Here is a 16,396-nt window from a genome sequence, read left to right on the forward strand (position 1 = left end):
GAATAGTTATTGTGAATGGAATATATACCCTCGGGGGTATGGTCGATAAGAACAGTTTGTGGAAAGAATATGGCTATCTGGTACGGAAAGAAGCATTACGCTTACAGGTTCGTTTACCACCCAGTATCGAACTTGACGACCTTATCCAGGCCGGTTCAATAGGATTTCTCAACGCCATTGACGACTATGACCCCAAACGAGGTATTGTACTCGCCAGCTGGATAACCCAGCGTATTCGCTGGGCGCTGATGGATGAACTGAGAGAGAGGGACTGGGCATCTCGCCGGGTGCGTAATAATGCCAGGGGCGTTTCCGCCGCTATTCAGCGCATCGAACAGCGAACTGGAAACGCCGCCAGCGAGCCGGAAATCGCGGCAGAGCTTGGCGTGACCTTGCAGGAATATCAGCAAATGCTGTCGGACAGCAACAGCAGCATCATCTGTTCTTTGGATGAATTGATGGAACGCGCCGGTGATACCATTGAGCAGGTTGATACCCGTCATGAAAAGCTGGACCCGCTGCATGAGTTATCCGCGAACTGCGTGAAGCGGCAAATTAGTAACGAAATAAAATTGTTGCCAGAAAGGGAACAGCTATTATTGAGCCTCTATTATCAGCAGGAGTTCAATATGAAAGAAGTGAGTATTATGCTTGGCGTTACCGAAACGCGGGTCAGTCAGTTACATAGCCAGATCATGAAACGTCTTCGGGCAAGGCTGCTCCCCCGGCAGTAATGACGTAACATATTAATGGTTTATTATTGTTAGATTTAACATTTTGGGTCGCCCTTAACCACTCGTTACATTAGCAGTGTTCAGTGTAACATAAGCGTCTCAATAATTTTGAATGTTGTAAGCAGTCATCAGTCGGTTTGTATTTATCACTCAGTTAAAGAACAGGTTAATAACGTTATAAATTGCTGGTCGAATAACAGGTAAAGCTAACAGGCTAACGTCATAACTTTTAAGTTTTTTTTAAACGCTGGCGCTCATTCTTTCCTGTAATATTCCTAATAATTGTGTTGTTTTTGGGTTGTTTATATCATTTTTTATGTAAAGGCGTTTGAATAGTTTGCTTTTGTTTAGGATAATTCCGGAATGAATAAGGCGATGCAATAATTCAATATTATTTATGTTCGCAAATGAACTGGCATGCCGATCAAAAAATTACCAATTGTTAATTTCGATCACAATAAAGTACAAGAGGCGTAAGGGGCATGATGAACACGAACAGGGACGACCAGCTCCAGGGTATCCATAGTCTTAATCTTTCTTATCTTTTACTGGCACAGCAGTTGATTCGGGACGATAAACTTGCCGCCGGTTTCCGTCTGGGCCTGAACGAGGAGACGATGGATCTGCTGAAAGATTTGTCTTCACTTCAACTGATCAAACTGTCTACCACCAGTCAGCTAATTTGTCGCCTACGCGTTGATAATGAAATGGTGATTAATTGCCTGACAAAAGATTCCCGTATCGATGCGCTGCAGCAAATCCATACTGGCATCCTTTTATCCACTGACTTACTCAATTCGCTGTCGGAACTGCATACTCAATAAACAAGGGAACGAGTAATGAATGAGAAAAGTATTTTGGATGAAATCAAAGATATCAGGATCGCAGTGGAGCTGATTTCGTTTGGTGCGCGCATACAGGTTCTGGAGAGTGAAACGAACCTGAGCCGCCGCAGACTGTTAAAACTTTATAAAGAGTTGAGAGGGTGCCCGCCGCCAAGAGGAATGCTGCCGTTTTCCGCTGACTGGTTCCTGGCATGGGAGCAAAATATTCACTCTTCCATGTTTTATAATATTTATCTCTATTTTCAGAGAACCGAAAAATGTCGGCCTATCGAAGCGACGATCAAAGCTTACCGTCTCTATCTGGAGCAGTGCCCCATTCTGCCAGGCGCTAAGCCTGTGCTGGGTCTGACCCGCGCCTGGACCCTGCTGCGCTTTATTGACTGCGGCATGATTGTGCATACCGAGTGCTGTGCCTGTAAAGGCGGCTTCGTGACCACCGCGCAGTCAGCAAAGGATCCGTTTACCTGTAGCTTATGTTCGCCGCCTTCACGAGCAAATAAGAAAACGAATCCGAATATCTTCCCCCTGAATTATGCCAGTCAGGTGTGAAGACCGTTAACTGAAATTTTTATCAACCGAGACCTTCTGACGTAAGGTGAGCCTGTCATCATCAAAAACAGGGAAATGAGTTTTCAAATGAATAAGGATATCTTGTGCTGGTACTTATTGGTTATTTTGTAGTATTTGCTACGGTATTTGGTGGCTTTGTGCTTGCTGGCGGTGAGCTGGGGGCATTGTATCAGCCGACGGAAGTGTTAATTATTGGTGGTGCTGGCGTTGGCGCTTTCATTGTAGGTAATAACGGTAAAGCTATAAAGGCAACAATGAAGGCGATGCCGCATCTTTTCCAGGGTTCGCATTATACCAAAGCCTTGTATATGGACCTGATGGCAATGATGTATTTGTTGCTTAATAAGGGACGACAGAGCGGTATGATGTCGCTGGAAAAGGATGTGGAAGATCCGCAAAATAGCCCTATCTTTTCGGCTTACCCGCGGCTGATGCGTAACGCCATCCTGATGAATTTTGTCTGTGACTATCTGCGTCTGATGGTCGGCGGCAACATGAACGCATTTGAATTAGAAGCGTTGATGGATGTTGAAATGGAAACGCTGGAGCATGAGCACGAAGTGCCTGCGGCCAGTTTGAATAGCGTCGGCGATGCCTTTCCGGCCTTTGGCATCGTGGCGGCGGTAATGGGCGTTGTTAACGCCCTGGCTGCCGCTGACCGTCCTGCGGCCGAGCTGGGCGAACTTATTGCTCACGCAATGGTGGGAACCTTCCTCGGCATCCTGCTGGCCTATGGATTTGTTTTACCGCTGGCGACCTTGCTGCGGCAGAAAAGCACCGAAGAAATCAAAATGCTTGAGTGCATTAAAGTGACGCTGCTCTCCGCTGTGAACGGCTGCGCACCGCAAATTGCGGTGGAGTATGGCCGTAAGTCTCTCTATTCAACGGAGCGCCCCGGTTTTCAGGAGTTGGAAGAGCATGTCCGTCAGGCTAAATCTTCTGCTTCCTCTTCCGGGACGGACAGCGCGGCATGAGTAAGAAAAACAGCAATATCATTATCGTCCGCAAGAAAAAAGGGCATGGACATGGCCACCACGGCGGCTCGTGGAAAATTGCCTATGCGGATTTTATGACGGCGATGATGGCCTTCTTTCTGGTGATGTGGCTGATTTCCCAGTCTTCGCCGGAGCAGCGTCACTCCATCGCAGAATATTTTAATATGCCGCTCCATGTGGCTTTGTCACAGGGTAACCGTTCAAGCCTCAGTGAGAGTGCGATTCCCGGCGGTGGGGACGATGTTGTTAAACAGGAAGGGGAAATTCAGAAAATAGATCTGAGAAAAATTGAACGCAACAGAGACCGAAAGTCCTTAAACAAGGCTCGTGAGAATCTTGAGCAGATTATCCAGAAAGATCCCCGCCTGAGCGACTTTAAATCAAATCTGCGTCTTTCAATGACGGAAGATGGGTTACTTATTCAGATTGTCGATAGCCAGGAACGGCCGATGTTCAAAGTCGGCAGCAAAGATCTTGAGCCCTATATGCGCGATATTCTCAATGCTATGGTTCCCGTGCTTAATCAACTTCCTAATCGCATCAATCTTACCGGCCATACCGATTCTTTGCCTTACGCGCGGGGAGAAGCCGGTTACAGTAACTGGGAACTCTCTTCAGACCGGGCGAACGCTTCACGCCGGGCGTTGATGGCTGGAGGCATGGACGGCAATAAATTTCTTCGGGTCATTGGTATGGCTAATACCATGAGCCTTGCGGACAGTACGCCAGACAACCCCATTAACCGGCGAATCAGTATTCTGGTGTTATATCAGGATAAAGAAAAAAGTATTTTGCAGAAAGATACGCTCTTGCAGGATCTTTCCGCCGCCGCAGGGGATCAAAAAAATAATGCCGGCTTTAACATCAGCAACAAAACCGGTGAATAAACGATAAATAATGTCACCAGTGAAACGGTGAAAAAACAATCAGGTGAACAGTATGGACGTTAGCGATTTTTATCAGACCTTCTTTGATGAAGCTGATGAACTCCTTGCAGATATGGAAAATCATCTCCTGGCCCTGGATATCAACTCTCCTGATAATGAGATGCTCAATGCTATTTTCCGCGCCGCGCATTCCATTAAAGGTGGGGCCGGAACTTTTGGCTTTACGCTGTTGCAGCAGACAACCCATATTCTGGAGAATTTATTAGATGAAGCCCGCTGTGGCGATCTCAAATTAACCCCTGAGCTGGTTAATGTGTTTCTGGAGACGAAAGATATTATGCAGGAGCAGCTTGATGCGTATAAAAGCTCACAAGAACCGGCACGCGACAGCTTTGACTACATCTGCAAAGCGCTGAAGCAAATAGCGGAAGAGAGCAAAGGCGGTTCTGGCGAGGCAGCGGCGGCACCGACAGACGGTGAGCCGCCAGCGCCTCAGCAGCAGGGCCTGGAACTGCTGGCGATTACCCTGACTGAGGTGAAAAAAGATCAGCAGGGTCCACTGCTTGAGGAACTGGGTAATCTCGGCGAGATAGTCAGCCAGACTCAGCAGGAAGAGAGCCTCTGCGTCCAGCTTGAAACCACCGCCTCCGCTGAGGATATCAGCGCGGTTTTATGCTTTGTGCTGGAGCCCGGCCAAATTTCCTTCGCCGAAACCAAAGCCGATCGGGCTGCGCCAGCTGCCGTCGTGGCTTCTGACGATGCGGCAACCGAAGCCCGTAAGCCGGCAGACACCGCAGCAGCGAAAGCCCGAGCTCCCAGCAAAGTGCAAAATGCTGAAGCCAGCAGCATCCGTGTTTCTATCGAGAAGGTTGATCAAATCATCAACCAGGTCGGCGAACTGATCATCACCCAGTCGATGCTTTCCCAGCTTTCCAGCTCGCTGAACGACACGCTGCTCAACAGTATTGCTCAGTTGGAAAGAAATGCCCGGGATTTGCAGGAATCGGTGATGTCTATCCGCATGATGCCGATGGAGTATGTCTTTAGCCGCTTCCCGCGTCTGGTCCACGATTTGGCGAATAAGCTGAATAAAGAAGTCGAGCTGAAGCTGCTTGGCGGCTCGGCTGAACTGGATAAGGGGCTGATCGAGAAAATTATCGATCCGCTGACTCACCTGATCCGTAACAGTCTGGATCATGGCTTTGAAAGCACTGAAATCCGTATTGCAAAAGGCAAATCCGCTAACGGCAACCTGACGATCAGCGCTGAACATCATGGCGGCAACATCATCATTGAAGTGATTGATGATGGCGCGGGCCTCAATCGTGAAAAGATCCTCGACAGGGCTCGCGCTCAGGGGTTAGCCATTAGCGATAGCATGAGTGATGAAGAAGTCTGGATGCTGATTTTCGCACCGGGCTTTTCCACTGCTGAGAAGGTGACTGACGTTTCCGGGCGTGGCGTGGGTATGGACGTCGTGAAGCGTAATATCCAGCAAATGGGGGGACACGTTGAGGTCCATTCCGTGAAGGATAAGGGGTCGACAATACGCATTATCCTGCCGCTGACCTTAGCCATTCTGGACGGCATGTCCGTTCGCACAGGGAATGAGATTTTTGTGTTGCCATTAGGCACCGTGATGGAATCCCTGACGCTCTCTGAAGATGCGCTGTACCACATGACCAGCAATGAGATGGTGCTGAAAGTTCGTGATGAATACCTGCCGCTCATTGAGCTCCGCCAGCTATTTAATATCAACGATGAAAAGCCGCAGGAGTCTGGTGCCGGAATAGCGGTCATTTTGCAAAGCGCCGGCACTCGCTATGCGCTGTTAGTTGACCAGCTGATTGGTCAGCACCAGGTTGTTGTAAAAAACCTTGAACTGAACTATCGCAAAGTTGCGGGTATTTCGGCCGCCACCATTCTGGGCGATGGCAGTATCGCGCTGATCCTGGATGTGCAGGCGCTGCCAAAAATCCTGAAAGAGCAACGTAAAGCGAGCTAACGGACCTACATTCTCAATTGTGAAGGAAAATAATATGAGTTTATCCAGCGCTGAACGTCGGTTTGCTGACGATAAAGGAGGCCATGAATACCTGGTCTTCACCCTAGGTGATGAAGAATATGGCATCGAGATCCTCAAGGTGCAGGAAATTCGTGGCTACGAGCGTATTACCCGGATCGCTAATGCGCCGAACTTCATTTCTGGCGTGACCAATCTTCGCGGCGTCATTGTGCCGATTGTTGATCTGCGCGTTAAGTTTGACTTCAACACCACCGTATTAGACAAAGACACGGTTATTATTGTTCTGACCCTGACTAATCGGGTGGTGGGTATTGTTGTTGATGGCGTTTCTGATGTGCTCTCGCTGGCGGCCGAGCAGATCAGACCTGCGCCGGAATTCTCCGTAACGCTGTCGACTGAATATTTGCAGGGGCTAGGGGCGATTGACGAGAGGATGCTAATCCTGGTGGATATTGAAAAATTACTTAACAGCCAGGAGATGGAGTTGGTCGATAGCATCACCGAGTCGGCGTACGGTTAAGCAGAAAGCAAGCCTCGCTTACTGTTTTTATTCTCAATCCTGTCCGGCGTGGTGACATCCTTCACCCCGCCGGATATTTGCCTGGTAAATTAACAAACCCTTCCTCCTTGCGGCGCCGCGCCGCCACCTGCAATCTTACCTTTCAACACTCGCACCTGGCGGTACGCAAACTGACGGCATGGATCGAATTCTCGCAAACTCTCAAACCTTATACCGTCCCGGCGTCGTGCCAAATACCCGGCGAAATAAGGCGATGAAAGCGCTCACATTGTCATAGCCCAGGTCCAGCGCAATTGTCGTCACTGGCTGGCCCGCCGCCAGCAGTTCGAGGGCCCGAAGCAACCGCACGCGCTGTCGCCATTCGCTGAAGCTGAATCCGGTTTCGGCACTGAATCGCCGCGTGAGCGTGCGTGGCGCCATCCCGGCCCAGGCTGCCCATGCCTCCAGCCTGCGGTCATCGTCTGGCCGATCCGAGAGCGCTCGCGCGATCCTGAGGAGCCGGACATCCTGCGGCATAGGAAGCCCGAGGTTCGCCTGGGGAAGCGCGCGGATCTCGTCGAGGATCACGCCAGCCAGCCGTTCCTGCGGTGCGGTAAGTTCTTCCCTGTTCCAGCTCGCCGCTCGCGTTACGGCCTCGCGCAGCAGGCCGGTAACCGCGAGGATACAAGGCTTGTCGGGTAGTTCATTGCAGGCGGAGGCTATGACATAAACACTCCAGCCTGAGTAGGGGCCATGCGAACGTAAGCCATGCTGTATGGCTGGCGGAATCCAGGCCGCATGTGTCGCTGGCACTACCCAGCGACTGCTTCCGGCATCGACCGAAATTAGTCCGTGTTCGGCGCCGAGTAACTGCCCACGAGCATGGTGATGGCGGGGTGTTTCCCGTATCGCACCCGATTGGCGTATCACGACAAACAAAGGTGGCCCCTTTGCGGAGGAGGCCAGCGCTAGTGGAAGCAGGGGTTCAGTCATATTTGGCGTTTAAAGGGTATTGAATGTCATTTATACCGTATCGACGCCAGCGGGTCGATTATAAAATGCTCACAACATTCATAGAGGAGCACGCCATGCAAGCCATTACCATCGATACCGTTCTGGATGAAGTGATCAACCAGCAGGAACTACCGCTGGAAGAGGTCCTTGACCGCTACTTTAGCCCCAACTACCGGCAGCGCACTAATGGCTGCTGGGACGATCGCGAAGGGTTTGCTCGCCACGCACGTAAGCTTCGCGAAGTCTGCACTTTTGCGAGGGTGGCAGTGCTCGATGAACTGCGCGACGGGCATCGCTACGCTACCAGACACCGCGTTCAGGGCATCAAGCGTGATGGAGCAGAGGTTATTATGGAAGTGTATATGTTCGCGGAGATGGATACGGTCGGACGCTTCCTGCGCATCGAAGAAACCACGCTCATGCTTGCCGGGACTGAGAGCGATCGCGATTTAGGCAGTGCTAAATGACCTACTGTAACTACCAGCCTGTGCCGGTCTGGAGAATAAAAAAACTTCCTGCCCGGAGGCAGGAAGTCTGGCATGTTGCCCGGTAACGACGGGCAGAGTCGAACCGCAAGCGAATTAACGCAGCAGAGACAGCACGTTCTGTGGCACCTGGTTAGCCTGGGCCAGCACGGTAGTACCGGCTGATTGCAGGATGTTTGCACGGCTCATGTTAGACACTTCTGTTGCGTAGTCAGCGTCCAGGATACGGGAACGAGACTCAGACAGGTTGTTAACAGTGCTGTCCAGGTTGCTGATGACGGAAGCAAAACGGTTCTGAGAGGCACCCAAACCTGAACGCATTTTATCAACCTGCGCCAGCGCCTGGTCCACTACGGAAGTAAATTCGCCCTCAGGTTTCATGGCCGCCAGGTCTTCATCAGTGATATCAGCACCTTTAGTAAACGCAATGGTATTTGGCGCCCCTGCGGTGACGGTGCCGGTTACGGCAGTCTGCACTTTTTCGCCAGCAGCGTCAGTACCGATTGCAACGTAGGTGGTTACGCCAGCTTCATCCGTTTTGGCAAAAATGTCGCCTGAGCCATCAGCGCCAAAAATCGCTTCTTTTGCGGCATCGATATCAGCCTGAGCGATCGCCACGGTATTGGTGCCGTCACCAACCTCAACACCGGCAGCCATCGCCTTACCGTAACCCATATCGCCCATAGTGGTAATGTCGTATTTATCCATTCCCAGCGTCTGCGCGTTAATTTGGTTCAGCTCAATGCCGATAGTTTCACCGTCGTTAGAACCTACCTGAATATTCAGGGTTTGCTCTTTGCTCAGCACTTTCACGCCGTTAAAAGTCGTCTGTTCAGAGATACGATTAATTTCAGCCAGACGGGCATCGATTTCGTCCTGAATGGACTGACGGTCAGAATCGGAGTTGGTGCCGTTGGCAGCCTGTACGGACAGACGACGGATGTTTTGCAGGTTGTCGTTCACTTCGTTCAGCGCACCTTCAGTGGTCTGAGCCAGAGAGATACCGTCGTTAGCGTTACGAGAAGCCTGAGTCAGGCCAGTGATATTGGCAGTGAAGCGGTTGCTGATGGCCTGACCCGCTGCGTCGTCCTTAGCGCTGTTGATACGCAGACCAGAAGACAGACGTTCAATCGCCGTGCCCAGTGAAGACTGTGATTTGTTCAGGTTGTTCTGAGCAACCAGGCTCAATGAGTTGGTGTTAATTACCTGTGACATGTTAATTCTCCATTAATTAGACTGACGTCATCACAATTGCATTCATATTTAGTAATGAGTTGTTCCGCTCACAGTTTAAATAACGGCCTGAACGTTTTTTTCTAAAATAGTATTTTATCAAAAAAGTCTTGTTTGCATGAAATATGAGCGGTACAGCTTCGAGCAGAAGATGGCTTTCTTTCACCAATAAGAGGTGTTATAGCCGCCAGTCTTAAAATAACCATAAAGGAAGGATAGCGGACCGCTCTGGGTTAATTCGACAAAATAGTGGAGTAAATGAGGCTAATTCAGGTCATCAATCAATGTGTGCAGGCGCGTGCAGCAAAGCCTGCTGATTTTATTTGCGAAATTCAGCCTGTTTTCCGTTTTTCAGCGAATTCTGCGGATTAAAGGATGCAAAAGATTAATCTTTTGCGGCTCAAACCCGTTATAAATTAAAGAGAGAATGCATTAAAATGAAAACAATCATATCAAGGAGTATTGAATGGCTACGATGACTTCACTCGGTATTGGGTCAGGTCTCGATCTTGAAACCATGCTGAGCCAGCTGAAAGCTGCTGAGCAAACGCGCCTTTCACCTTATAACAAACTTCAGGCCAGCTATAAGGCGAAGATCTCTTCATGGGGCCAGATTTCCAGCTCACTGTCTTCGCTCCAGACCAGCGTTAAAAAAATGAGCTCGGACGCATTTAACACCCTGAATGTTGGCAGTAATAAGGCTTTCACGGCAAAAGCCACCTCTGAAGCAAGCGCTGACAGTCACGAAATTACCGTGTCTCAGCTTGCTACCGCGCACAAAGTGAAAACGAGCACCTTTGAAGACGCCAATAAGGATCTGGGCGTGACGGACGGCGGCACCCGCACGCTGACTATTTCGCAGGAAAATGGCAAGTCGTTTACGGTAACGCTGGCGGATGACGAAACCTCTTTGAACGATATCGCTAAGGCGATCAATAAAGAAGGGGGCGATGTTAAGGCCAACGTGCAGCGTACCGATGGCGGTTATCAGCTGGTGCTAAGTTCGAAAACCACCGGCAGCGACGGGATGATTGGCGTCAGCGTGAAGGGCGACGATAACCTGGCCGGTTTTATGACCTGTAACAACGGCGGCGCCGCAGAGGATGAAAACGGTCTGCCTACCAATGACGATCGCATGACTATAGTGACCGAAGCCAAAGACGCTAAACTGCGCGTGGACGGCAGCGACTTCACCCGTTCCAGCAATACCATCTCCGATATCATTACCGGCGTTACGCTCGATTTGAAAAGTCCCTCAGAGGCGAATGAGGACGGCAACCTGAAATCGGAGCAGCTGACGCTGAGCAAAGATACCTCGGCGATTAAAAGCAGCATGAAGGATTTTGTTAAGCAATATAACGCGTTACTGACTCAAACCTCGGCGGCCAGTAAATATGTGCCTGTCGATACCAATGGAATGTTAGACAGCGATGTTGCCACGCAGAACGGCCAGAACGGCGCGCTGGTAGGCGATTCCATGCTGCGGGGGCTGGTGGGGGATATTCGTTCTACCGTCAATAGCGTGTATGGCGACGCCACGGCTGAATACAGTGCGCTTGCCGATCTGGGCATCAAAATCGATCCCACCACCGGGCAGATGACGCTGGATGAGAGCAAGCTGGACGAGGCGATTGCCAGCGAACCCGATCAAATTGCCAATATGTTCCAGGATCGTAACGGCCAGCAGGGCATTTCTTCCCGGCTCAACGAGATCATTACCAGCTTTATCGGGGATGATAAAACCAGCATTGACGGGCAGATTAAAAACACCACCGATGGCCTGGATTCACAGCTTAAAATTATGGAAACGCAGATAGCCAAAACTCAGAAGCTGATCGACGGCCAGGTTGAGCGCTATCGCGTGCAGTTCCAGAATCTCGACGCCACTATGGCGAAGCTTAGCGGAATGAGCAACTCTGTCACCGCCATGCTTACCGGGCTTAATTAATATTATTAACAGCAGGGTATTTACGCCCTGCTAATTAAAGAAGAGGGTTCAGATGTATTCCAGCCGGGCAACCCAGGCCTATGAGCAGGTAAGTTTGCAAAGTAAACTTTCAGGGGCGACTTCTCATCAGTTGATCACTATGCTTTTTGATGGCGCACACAATGCTTTAACCAGGGCAAGGATTTATATGGAAAATAATAAGGTCGCTGAACGTGGCGAGATGATTTCCAAAGCCATTAATATTATTGATAACGGGCTGCGTGCCGGGCTTAATCATGAGCAAGGCAAAGGCATTTCCGAAGATCTCGAAAGACTTTATGCCTATATGTCACGCACTTTGCTACAGGCCAATCTGCAAAATGACGCCACGCTGGTGACGCATGTCGACGAGCTGTTGATGAATATTGCAACGGCGTGGAAAGAAATTGAATAACTTTTATCAGGTAGTAATTTATGGTCAGAAAAGACACGACTTCCCATTTCAAGGCGCTGCATCAGACTAATCTCCATTTATTAGAGCTGGTGCGGCTGGAGCAATGGGACAAATTTATTGAACAGGCAGAGATCTACCTTGTGGCGCTGCACGGTACGGCTGAGCTGGATCTGGCCGGTGAGATTTTATCCGGCGAGGAGAAGAGTGAGCTGAAGAGGATTTGGGCGGAGCTGCTGAGTAATGAAAAAGAAATAATGGAGAAGTTAAGCCTGCGCCTCAGCGTATTAAAAGGTGAGATGTCCGGCCTCAATAAGGGAAGGAAATGCAGCCAGGCCTACTCATCACAAATGAAAATAGTGACCCACTGAGGGCGGCCGTTTTCAGTAACGAGTGAAAACAGCCGCGGTACCGGAAAAGCCTGTACTGGCGGCGTTGCTCACCAGCGGTAATTCAGCGTTAGCTGGTTACTGACCACATTTAATGCAGGCGACAACGTTCCTGCACTGTTCACCGAATAGATAAAACGATAGCGGCTGCGGGGTGAGAAGGGAACGGAACGGTTCTTCTGCCCACTCAGCGCGTCCAGCGGCAGGCAGTGCCTCTCGTCACAGAGTTTAATTTCCAGACCCGGAGGTAGCGGGTTCAGCAACTGAATTCGCCAGCTAATCCGGCTGGTACTGGCGCCGTCAGGCACCGAAAGCGGGGCGTTAATGGCTTGACTCATCATGATTTGCCCTCCTGTACTTACCGTTCCTCCAGCAGACTTTTTACTCCATGATCCGCTGCCCGCCTGGACCAGCGCGGGTATCAATAGCAGCGTCAGCAGCAGGCGCCTCACTGCTGGCCTCCGATAACGTAGTTCATATGTACGGTACGATTGCTGGTAATTTCCAGGCTCGAAAGCACCACCAGCTGAGGATAGACCCGGCGTAAAAAGCGCGAAAGCATGGTGCGCAGAGGCTGATTAACCAGCAGAACCGGCGGGAAGCCCTGTGAATCCTGATGCTGAATGGCATTTTCAGCCTGAGCAATCAGGTTCTCCGCAATGCCTGGTTCTAATGCATTGCCGCTTTGCGAAGCCTGAATCAACACTCTTTCCAGATGACTGTCGAGGCCAATGACCTGGATTTCGCTGTTATTCTGGAACCATTGCTGAGTGATGGCGCGACCCAGTCTGATGCGAACCTGTGCGGTCAGCTCATCCGCGTCTTTATGCAGCGGCGCAAATTCCGCTAACGTTTCGATGATGGTTCGCATATCGCGAATGGCAATCTGTTCCGAGAGCAGATTCTGCAACACTTTATGCAGCAGCGTCAGCGAAATGACCTCCGGGATCAGCTCCTCGATCAGCTTCGGCATCTCTTTGCTTAACCGGTCGAGCAGCATCTGCGCTTCCTGACGGCCAAACAGCTCGTCAGTATGCAGGCCAATAAGATGATTCAGGTGGGTGGCAATGACCGAGCTGGGATCGACCACGGTAAAACCCTGCGTCTGAGCCTGTTCACGCAGAACCTCGTCAATCCAAACGGCGGGAAGGCCGAAAGCCGGTTCCTGGCAGGCTTCGCCATCCAGATGACCGATGCCGCAGCCGGGATTGATGGCCATCCAGCGTTCCGGCTGAATTTCACCCCGACCAATCTCTACCCCTTTCAGCAGAATGCGGTAGTCCGTGGGGGCCAGCTCCAGATTATCGCGGATATGCACGGGAGGAGGAAGAAAACCGGTGTCCTGAGCGAATTTCTTACGAATCCCGCGGATACGCGTCAGCAGCTCGCCATTCTGTACGCTGTCGACCAGCGAAATCAGGCGATAGCCCACCTCCAGACCCAGCACGTCTTCCATCTGCACATCTGACCATGAGGCCTCAGCAGCCTGAGCCGCTTCTTCTTTCGCCTGATTTCTCTCCGGCGCTGAGAAGGACATGCTGCTGGCGCGGGCGGCGTTATCGCCGCGCAGCCACCAGGCCAGGCCCAGCAGCGCTGAAGTAAACAGCAGAAACACCAGGTTCGGCATTCCGGGGATAATGCCCAGCAAGCCAATAACCGCAGCCGAGAGCACCATTACCCGTGGGCTGGTAAACAGCTGCACGATAATCTGTTCACCGACGTCCTGCTCGGTGGCAACGCGGGTGACGATAACCCCGGCTGCGGTGGAGATAATCAGGGCCGGGATCTGGGCGACCAGGCCATCACCAATGGTCAGCAGGGTATAGGTTTCGCCTGCGGCGGAAAAAGAGAGATCGTGTTGCAGTATCCCCACCAGCAGCCCGCCAATCACATTCACGGCCATAATTAACAGCCCGGCGATGGCATCGCCACGGACAAACTTGCTCGCGCCGTCCATCGAGCCGTAGAAGTCAGCCTCCTGAGTCACCTCGCTACGGCGTTTCTTGGCTTCTTCCTCTCCAATCAGTCCCGCATTGAGATCGGCATCGATCGCCATCTGCTTGCCCGGCATTCCGTCAAGAACAAAGCGAGCGCCCACTTCCGCTATACGACCAGCGCCTTTGGTGATGACCATAAAGTTGATGATAATCAGGATGGCGAATACCACGATGCCGATAGCAAAATTACCGCCTACCAGGAAATGACCAAAGGCTTCCACCACCTTGCCCGCCGCGGCGGCGCCGTTATGCCCATCCATCAGAATAATGCGCGTGGAGGCCACGTTCAGCGCCAGCCGTAGCAGCGTAGAAAACAGCAGAATAGTGGGGAAGGCGGCGAATTCCAGCGTATTTTTGGTGAACATGGCGACCAGTAATATCATCAGTGACAGCACGATATTAAAAGTAAACAGCATATCCAGGGCAAAGGCTGGAAGCGGCAGTACCATCATTGCCAGAATCAGCATAATCAGCACCGGCCCTGCCAGAATTTGCCACTGGGTCTCTTTCAGACCAGGCAGGCGTAGTTTGCTGGCTAAATTTGCCATCAGTTATGACTCTCCGGGTTAAAATCCAGTGCCGCCGGCACCGGGAGGTTTTCGGGTTTTTTCGGGATCATGCCACCGCTTTTCCGCCAGCGCCTCAGGCCATAAACCCAGGCCAGCACTTCAGCCACCGCCGTATACAGCGAGGCGGGTATGGTTTCCCCAATCTCACCGTGTCGGTACAGGGCGCGGGCCAGCGACGGCGCTTCTAACATGGGAATATTGTGCGCCTGGGCGACTTCTCTGATGCGGCTGGCGATTTCGCGAGTCCCCTTTGCCAGCAGCACTGGCGCTGACATATCGCCCTCTTTATAGGAGAGCGCGACGGAATAGTGCGTAGGGTTATTCACGATGACGTCAGCATTCGGCACATCCGCCATCATTCGGCCTCTGGCGACAGCCCTTTGCATTTGCTTGATTCGCCCCTTGATCTGCGGGTTGCCCTCCTGCTCTTTAAACTCATCGCGGATTTCCTGACGCGTCATCCGCAGCTTTTTGATATGGCTGAAAATCTGGTAGAGAACGTCGTAGCCCACCATCGGGATCAGCGCCAGCGTCACCAGCAGCAGGCAATAGAGGATCAGCTTACAGGCATCTCCGATCGCCACCTGATAGGACTGGTGCAGCAGTTGGATCATATTTTCCCGGTTAGCCAGAATGTAAAGCGCGCTGGCGCAGCCAATCAGGGTGACTTTCAGCAAGCTTTTCAGCAATTCTGAAACTAATTGCGCGGAGAACATGCGCTTAAGACCCGCCAGGGGCGAAAGGCGTGATAACTTCACGCCAAGAGATTTGCCGCTGAGATGCAGCCCTCCCAGCAGCATCGGCGTGGTGGCGCCTACCACGAATAAGCCGAGCACGAAAGGCAGCAGGGCCGTCAGGGCGATGGAAAACAGCAGATGCAGCTTACGAAGCATGGAATAGGGGTCTTCCAGCATCATGTTGTTAAACTCCAGCCCGTGATGAAGGAGTTGCAGCAGATGACGGGCCATCCTTTCGCCGCCAAACAGCATCAGCGCACAGCCCGCTACCAGCATCATTACCGAGGTCAGCTCTTTCGAACGCGGAAGCTGCCCATCCTTACGGGCTTTTTCCAGCTTATGGGGGGTGGGGGCCTCGGTCTTTTCGGCATCGCTACTTTCGGACATAGGTCAATCAGAAACCTAAGTTTTCCAGCAGATCGTCAACCTGATCCTGGGTGGCTACCACGCCAGCTTTACTGTGATCAACCTGAGGGCCATTTTTCAGGCTGTCTTTGGTTGCCGCAGGCACCGGGGCGCTTTCCGGCATATTTTCAATCAGCACCTGAATCAGCTCCCGCTCGATGCTCTCAATCAGATCCATCAGCTTTTTGATCACCTGGCCGGTCAGATCCTGGAAATCCTGAGCCATCATAATTTCCATCAGCTGCTGGTCGGTTTTTCCGGCGATGTCTGGTACCGAACTCAGGAATGCCCGGGTATCAAACACCAGTTCACGGGCTTCCGGGACCTCGGTGGCCTCGCCCAGCAGTTTGTCCCAGCGAACGGTCAGCGCCTGTGATTTTTCCGTCAGTTCGCCCTGCAATGGACGGGCAACTTCGACGCAGGTTAACGCGCGATCCGCCGCTTCCGACGTTTTACCCACCACATAGTTCAGGCGGGCGCGGGTATCAGGAATGGCCTCAGCGGCTTCCATGATCGCGCGGTCAAGACCGAGACTGCTCATGCTGTTGCGTAGCAGACGCGTCAGCCCCCCAATCCGCGAGAAAATATCTTTGATATGGTCGTCGGATTTTTTCTTTTCTGTCATTCCCATGA

General features: G+C 51.6%; 17 protein-coding genes and 1 pseudogene. 11 read left to right on the forward strand and 7 right to left on the reverse strand.

Annotated features, from left to right (window positions below):
• Positions 1-11 precede the first annotated feature (11 nt).
• From NG99_RS11685 to cheW, 7 genes are all read left to right on the forward strand, one after another.
• Positions 12-734, forward strand: a complete 723-nt coding sequence (locus NG99_RS11685) for an RNA polymerase sigma factor FliA (RefSeq protein WP_034892592.1) — start codon at positions 12-14, stop codon at positions 732-734.
• 482 nt (positions 735-1,216) lie between these two features.
• Complete coding sequence (flhD, locus tag NG99_RS11690; RefSeq protein WP_034892595.1) at positions 1,217-1,558, forward strand: flagellar transcriptional regulator FlhD; 342 nt, start codon at positions 1,217-1,219, stop codon at positions 1,556-1,558.
• A 15-nt stretch (positions 1,559-1,573) separates the two neighbouring features.
• A complete protein-coding gene (gene flhC, locus NG99_RS11695) occupies positions 1,574-2,128 on the forward strand; it encodes a flagellar transcriptional regulator FlhC (protein ID WP_034892597.1) in 555 nt (184 codons plus the stop codon).
• Positions 2,129-2,232: 104 nt separating this feature from the next.
• Complete coding sequence (gene motA / locus NG99_RS11700; protein WP_034892600.1) at positions 2,233-3,123, forward strand: flagellar motor stator protein MotA; 891 nt, start codon at positions 2,233-2,235, stop codon at positions 3,121-3,123.
• Positions 3,120-4,031: a flagellar motor protein MotB gene (gene motB, locus NG99_RS11705; RefSeq protein ID WP_052130666.1), complete on the forward strand. Its 912-nt coding sequence runs from the start codon at positions 3,120-3,122 to the stop codon at positions 4,029-4,031. The genes motA and motB overlap by 4 nt, the downstream gene beginning before the upstream one ends.
• Before the next feature lie 52 nt (positions 4,032-4,083).
• Entirely contained in the window at positions 4,084-6,036 is a 1,953-nt protein-coding gene (gene cheA, locus NG99_RS11710; RefSeq protein WP_034892602.1) for a chemotaxis protein CheA, read from the forward strand.
• Between the two features lie 34 nt (positions 6,037-6,070).
• Positions 6,071-6,577 (forward strand): chemotaxis protein CheW, encoded by a 507-nt coding sequence (gene cheW, locus NG99_RS11715; protein ID WP_034892606.1) that lies wholly within the window; start codon positions 6,071-6,073, stop codon positions 6,575-6,577.
• A gap of 201 nt (positions 6,578-6,778) precedes the next feature.
• Here cheW and NG99_RS29935 read toward each other — a convergent pair whose 3' ends face one another.
• Positions 6,779-7,240: a helix-turn-helix domain-containing protein gene (locus NG99_RS29935; RefSeq protein ID WP_232298276.1), complete on the reverse strand. Its 462-nt coding sequence runs from the start codon at positions 7,238-7,240 to the stop codon at positions 6,779-6,781.
• 93 nt (positions 7,241-7,333) lie between these two features.
• Positions 7,334-7,549: pseudogene (locus NG99_RS29940) on the reverse strand (AraC family transcriptional regulator); the annotation flags it as partial.
• A gap of 95 nt (positions 7,550-7,644) precedes the next feature.
• Between NG99_RS29940 and NG99_RS11725 the strand changes: the two are divergent.
• Positions 7,645-8,037: a hypothetical protein gene (locus NG99_RS11725; protein ID WP_034892612.1), complete on the forward strand. Its 393-nt coding sequence runs from the start codon at positions 7,645-7,647 to the stop codon at positions 8,035-8,037.
• 114 nt (positions 8,038-8,151) lie between these two features.
• On the opposite strand, the gene NG99_RS11730 is transcribed toward NG99_RS11725, so the two are convergent.
• Positions 8,152-9,270: a FliC/FljB family flagellin gene (locus NG99_RS11730; RefSeq protein WP_034892615.1), complete on the reverse strand. Its 1,119-nt coding sequence runs from the start codon at positions 9,268-9,270 to the stop codon at positions 8,152-8,154.
• A gap of 484 nt (positions 9,271-9,754) precedes the next feature.
• On the opposite strand from NG99_RS11730, the gene fliD reads away from it, so the two are divergent.
• Genes fliD through NG99_RS11745 form a run of 3 tightly spaced genes read left to right on the forward strand, consistent with a single transcriptional unit; the run spans position 9,755 to position 12,037 of the window.
• A complete protein-coding gene (gene fliD, locus NG99_RS11735) occupies positions 9,755-11,236 on the forward strand; it encodes a flagellar filament capping protein FliD (protein ID WP_034892617.1) in 1,482 nt (493 codons plus the stop codon).
• A 52-nt stretch (positions 11,237-11,288) separates the two neighbouring features.
• Positions 11,289-11,669 carry a flagellar export chaperone FliS gene (gene fliS / locus NG99_RS11740; RefSeq protein WP_034892620.1) on the forward strand — a complete coding sequence of 127 codons (381 nt, stop codon included), beginning with the start codon at positions 11,289-11,291 and terminating at the stop codon, positions 11,667-11,669.
• A gap of 20 nt (positions 11,670-11,689) precedes the next feature.
• A complete protein-coding gene (locus NG99_RS11745; protein ID WP_052130667.1) occupies positions 11,690-12,037 on the forward strand; it encodes a flagellar protein FliT in 348 nt (115 codons plus the stop codon).
• A 68-nt stretch (positions 12,038-12,105) separates the two neighbouring features.
• On the opposite strand, the gene NG99_RS11750 is transcribed toward NG99_RS11745, so the two are convergent.
• The 4 genes from NG99_RS11750 to cheZ are packed head-to-tail and all read right to left on the reverse strand — an operon-like array spanning position 12,106 to position 16,394.
• A complete protein-coding gene (locus NG99_RS11750) occupies positions 12,106-12,507 on the reverse strand; it encodes a flagellar protein FlhE (protein ID WP_269745680.1) in 402 nt (133 codons plus the stop codon).
• Positions 12,504-14,600, reverse strand: a complete 2,097-nt coding sequence (gene flhA / locus NG99_RS11755; protein ID WP_034892624.1) for a flagellar biosynthesis protein FlhA — start codon at positions 14,598-14,600, stop codon at positions 12,504-12,506. Before flhA ends, NG99_RS11750 begins: the two co-directional genes overlap by 4 nt.
• Positions 14,600-15,745 (reverse strand): flagellar biosynthesis protein FlhB, encoded by a 1,146-nt coding sequence (flhB, locus tag NG99_RS11760; RefSeq protein ID WP_034892626.1) that lies wholly within the window; start codon positions 15,743-15,745, stop codon positions 14,600-14,602. The genes flhA and flhB overlap by 1 nt, the downstream gene beginning before the upstream one ends.
• A gap of 7 nt (positions 15,746-15,752) precedes the next feature.
• Entirely contained in the window at positions 15,753-16,394 is a 642-nt protein-coding gene (cheZ, locus tag NG99_RS11765) for a protein phosphatase CheZ (RefSeq protein ID WP_034892878.1), read from the reverse strand.
• Between the last annotated feature and the right edge of the window lie 2 nt (positions 16,395-16,396).

It is taken from the genome of Erwinia typographi (genome assembly GCF_000773975.1).
Classification (GTDB): Bacteria; Pseudomonadota; Gammaproteobacteria; order Enterobacterales; family Enterobacteriaceae; genus Erwinia; species Erwinia typographi.

What these genes read in the sequence shown, in the direction of transcription:
- flhD (WP_034892595.1), top strand. Translation starts at nt 1,217, where the DNA reads ATGATGAACACGAACAGGGACGACCAGCTCCAGGGTATCCATAGTCTT.
- flhC (WP_034892597.1), top strand. Translation starts at nt 1,574, where the DNA reads ATGAATGAGAAAAGTATTTTGGATGAAATCAAAGATATCAGGATCGCA.
- motB (WP_052130666.1), top strand. Translation starts at nt 3,120, where the DNA reads ATGAGTAAGAAAAACAGCAATATCATTATCGTCCGCAAGAAAAAAGGG.
- cheA (WP_034892602.1), top strand. Translation starts at nt 4,084, where the DNA reads ATGGACGTTAGCGATTTTTATCAGACCTTCTTTGATGAAGCTGATGAA.
- cheW (WP_034892606.1), top strand. Translation starts at nt 6,071, where the DNA reads ATGAGTTTATCCAGCGCTGAACGTCGGTTTGCTGACGATAAAGGAGGC.
- NG99_RS11725 (WP_034892612.1), top strand. Translation starts at nt 7,645, where the DNA reads ATGCAAGCCATTACCATCGATACCGTTCTGGATGAAGTGATCAACCAG.
- NG99_RS11730 (WP_034892615.1), bottom strand. Translation starts at nt 9,270, where the DNA reads ATGTCACAGGTAATTAACACCAACTCATTGAGCCTGGTTGCTCAGAAC.
- fliD (WP_034892617.1), top strand. Translation starts at nt 9,755, where the DNA reads ATGGCTACGATGACTTCACTCGGTATTGGGTCAGGTCTCGATCTTGAA.
- fliS (WP_034892620.1), top strand. Translation starts at nt 11,289, where the DNA reads ATGTATTCCAGCCGGGCAACCCAGGCCTATGAGCAGGTAAGTTTGCAA.
- NG99_RS11745 (WP_052130667.1), top strand. Translation starts at nt 11,690, where the DNA reads ATGGTCAGAAAAGACACGACTTCCCATTTCAAGGCGCTGCATCAGACT.
- flhA (WP_034892624.1), bottom strand. Translation starts at nt 14,600, where the DNA reads ATGGCAAATTTAGCCAGCAAACTACGCCTGCCTGGTCTGAAAGAGACC.
- flhB (WP_034892626.1), bottom strand. Translation starts at nt 15,745, where the DNA reads ATGTCCGAAAGTAGCGATGCCGAAAAGACCGAGGCCCCCACCCCCCAT.
- cheZ (WP_034892878.1), bottom strand. Translation starts at nt 16,394, where the DNA reads ATGGGAATGACAGAAAAGAAAAAATCCGACGACCATATCAAAGATATT.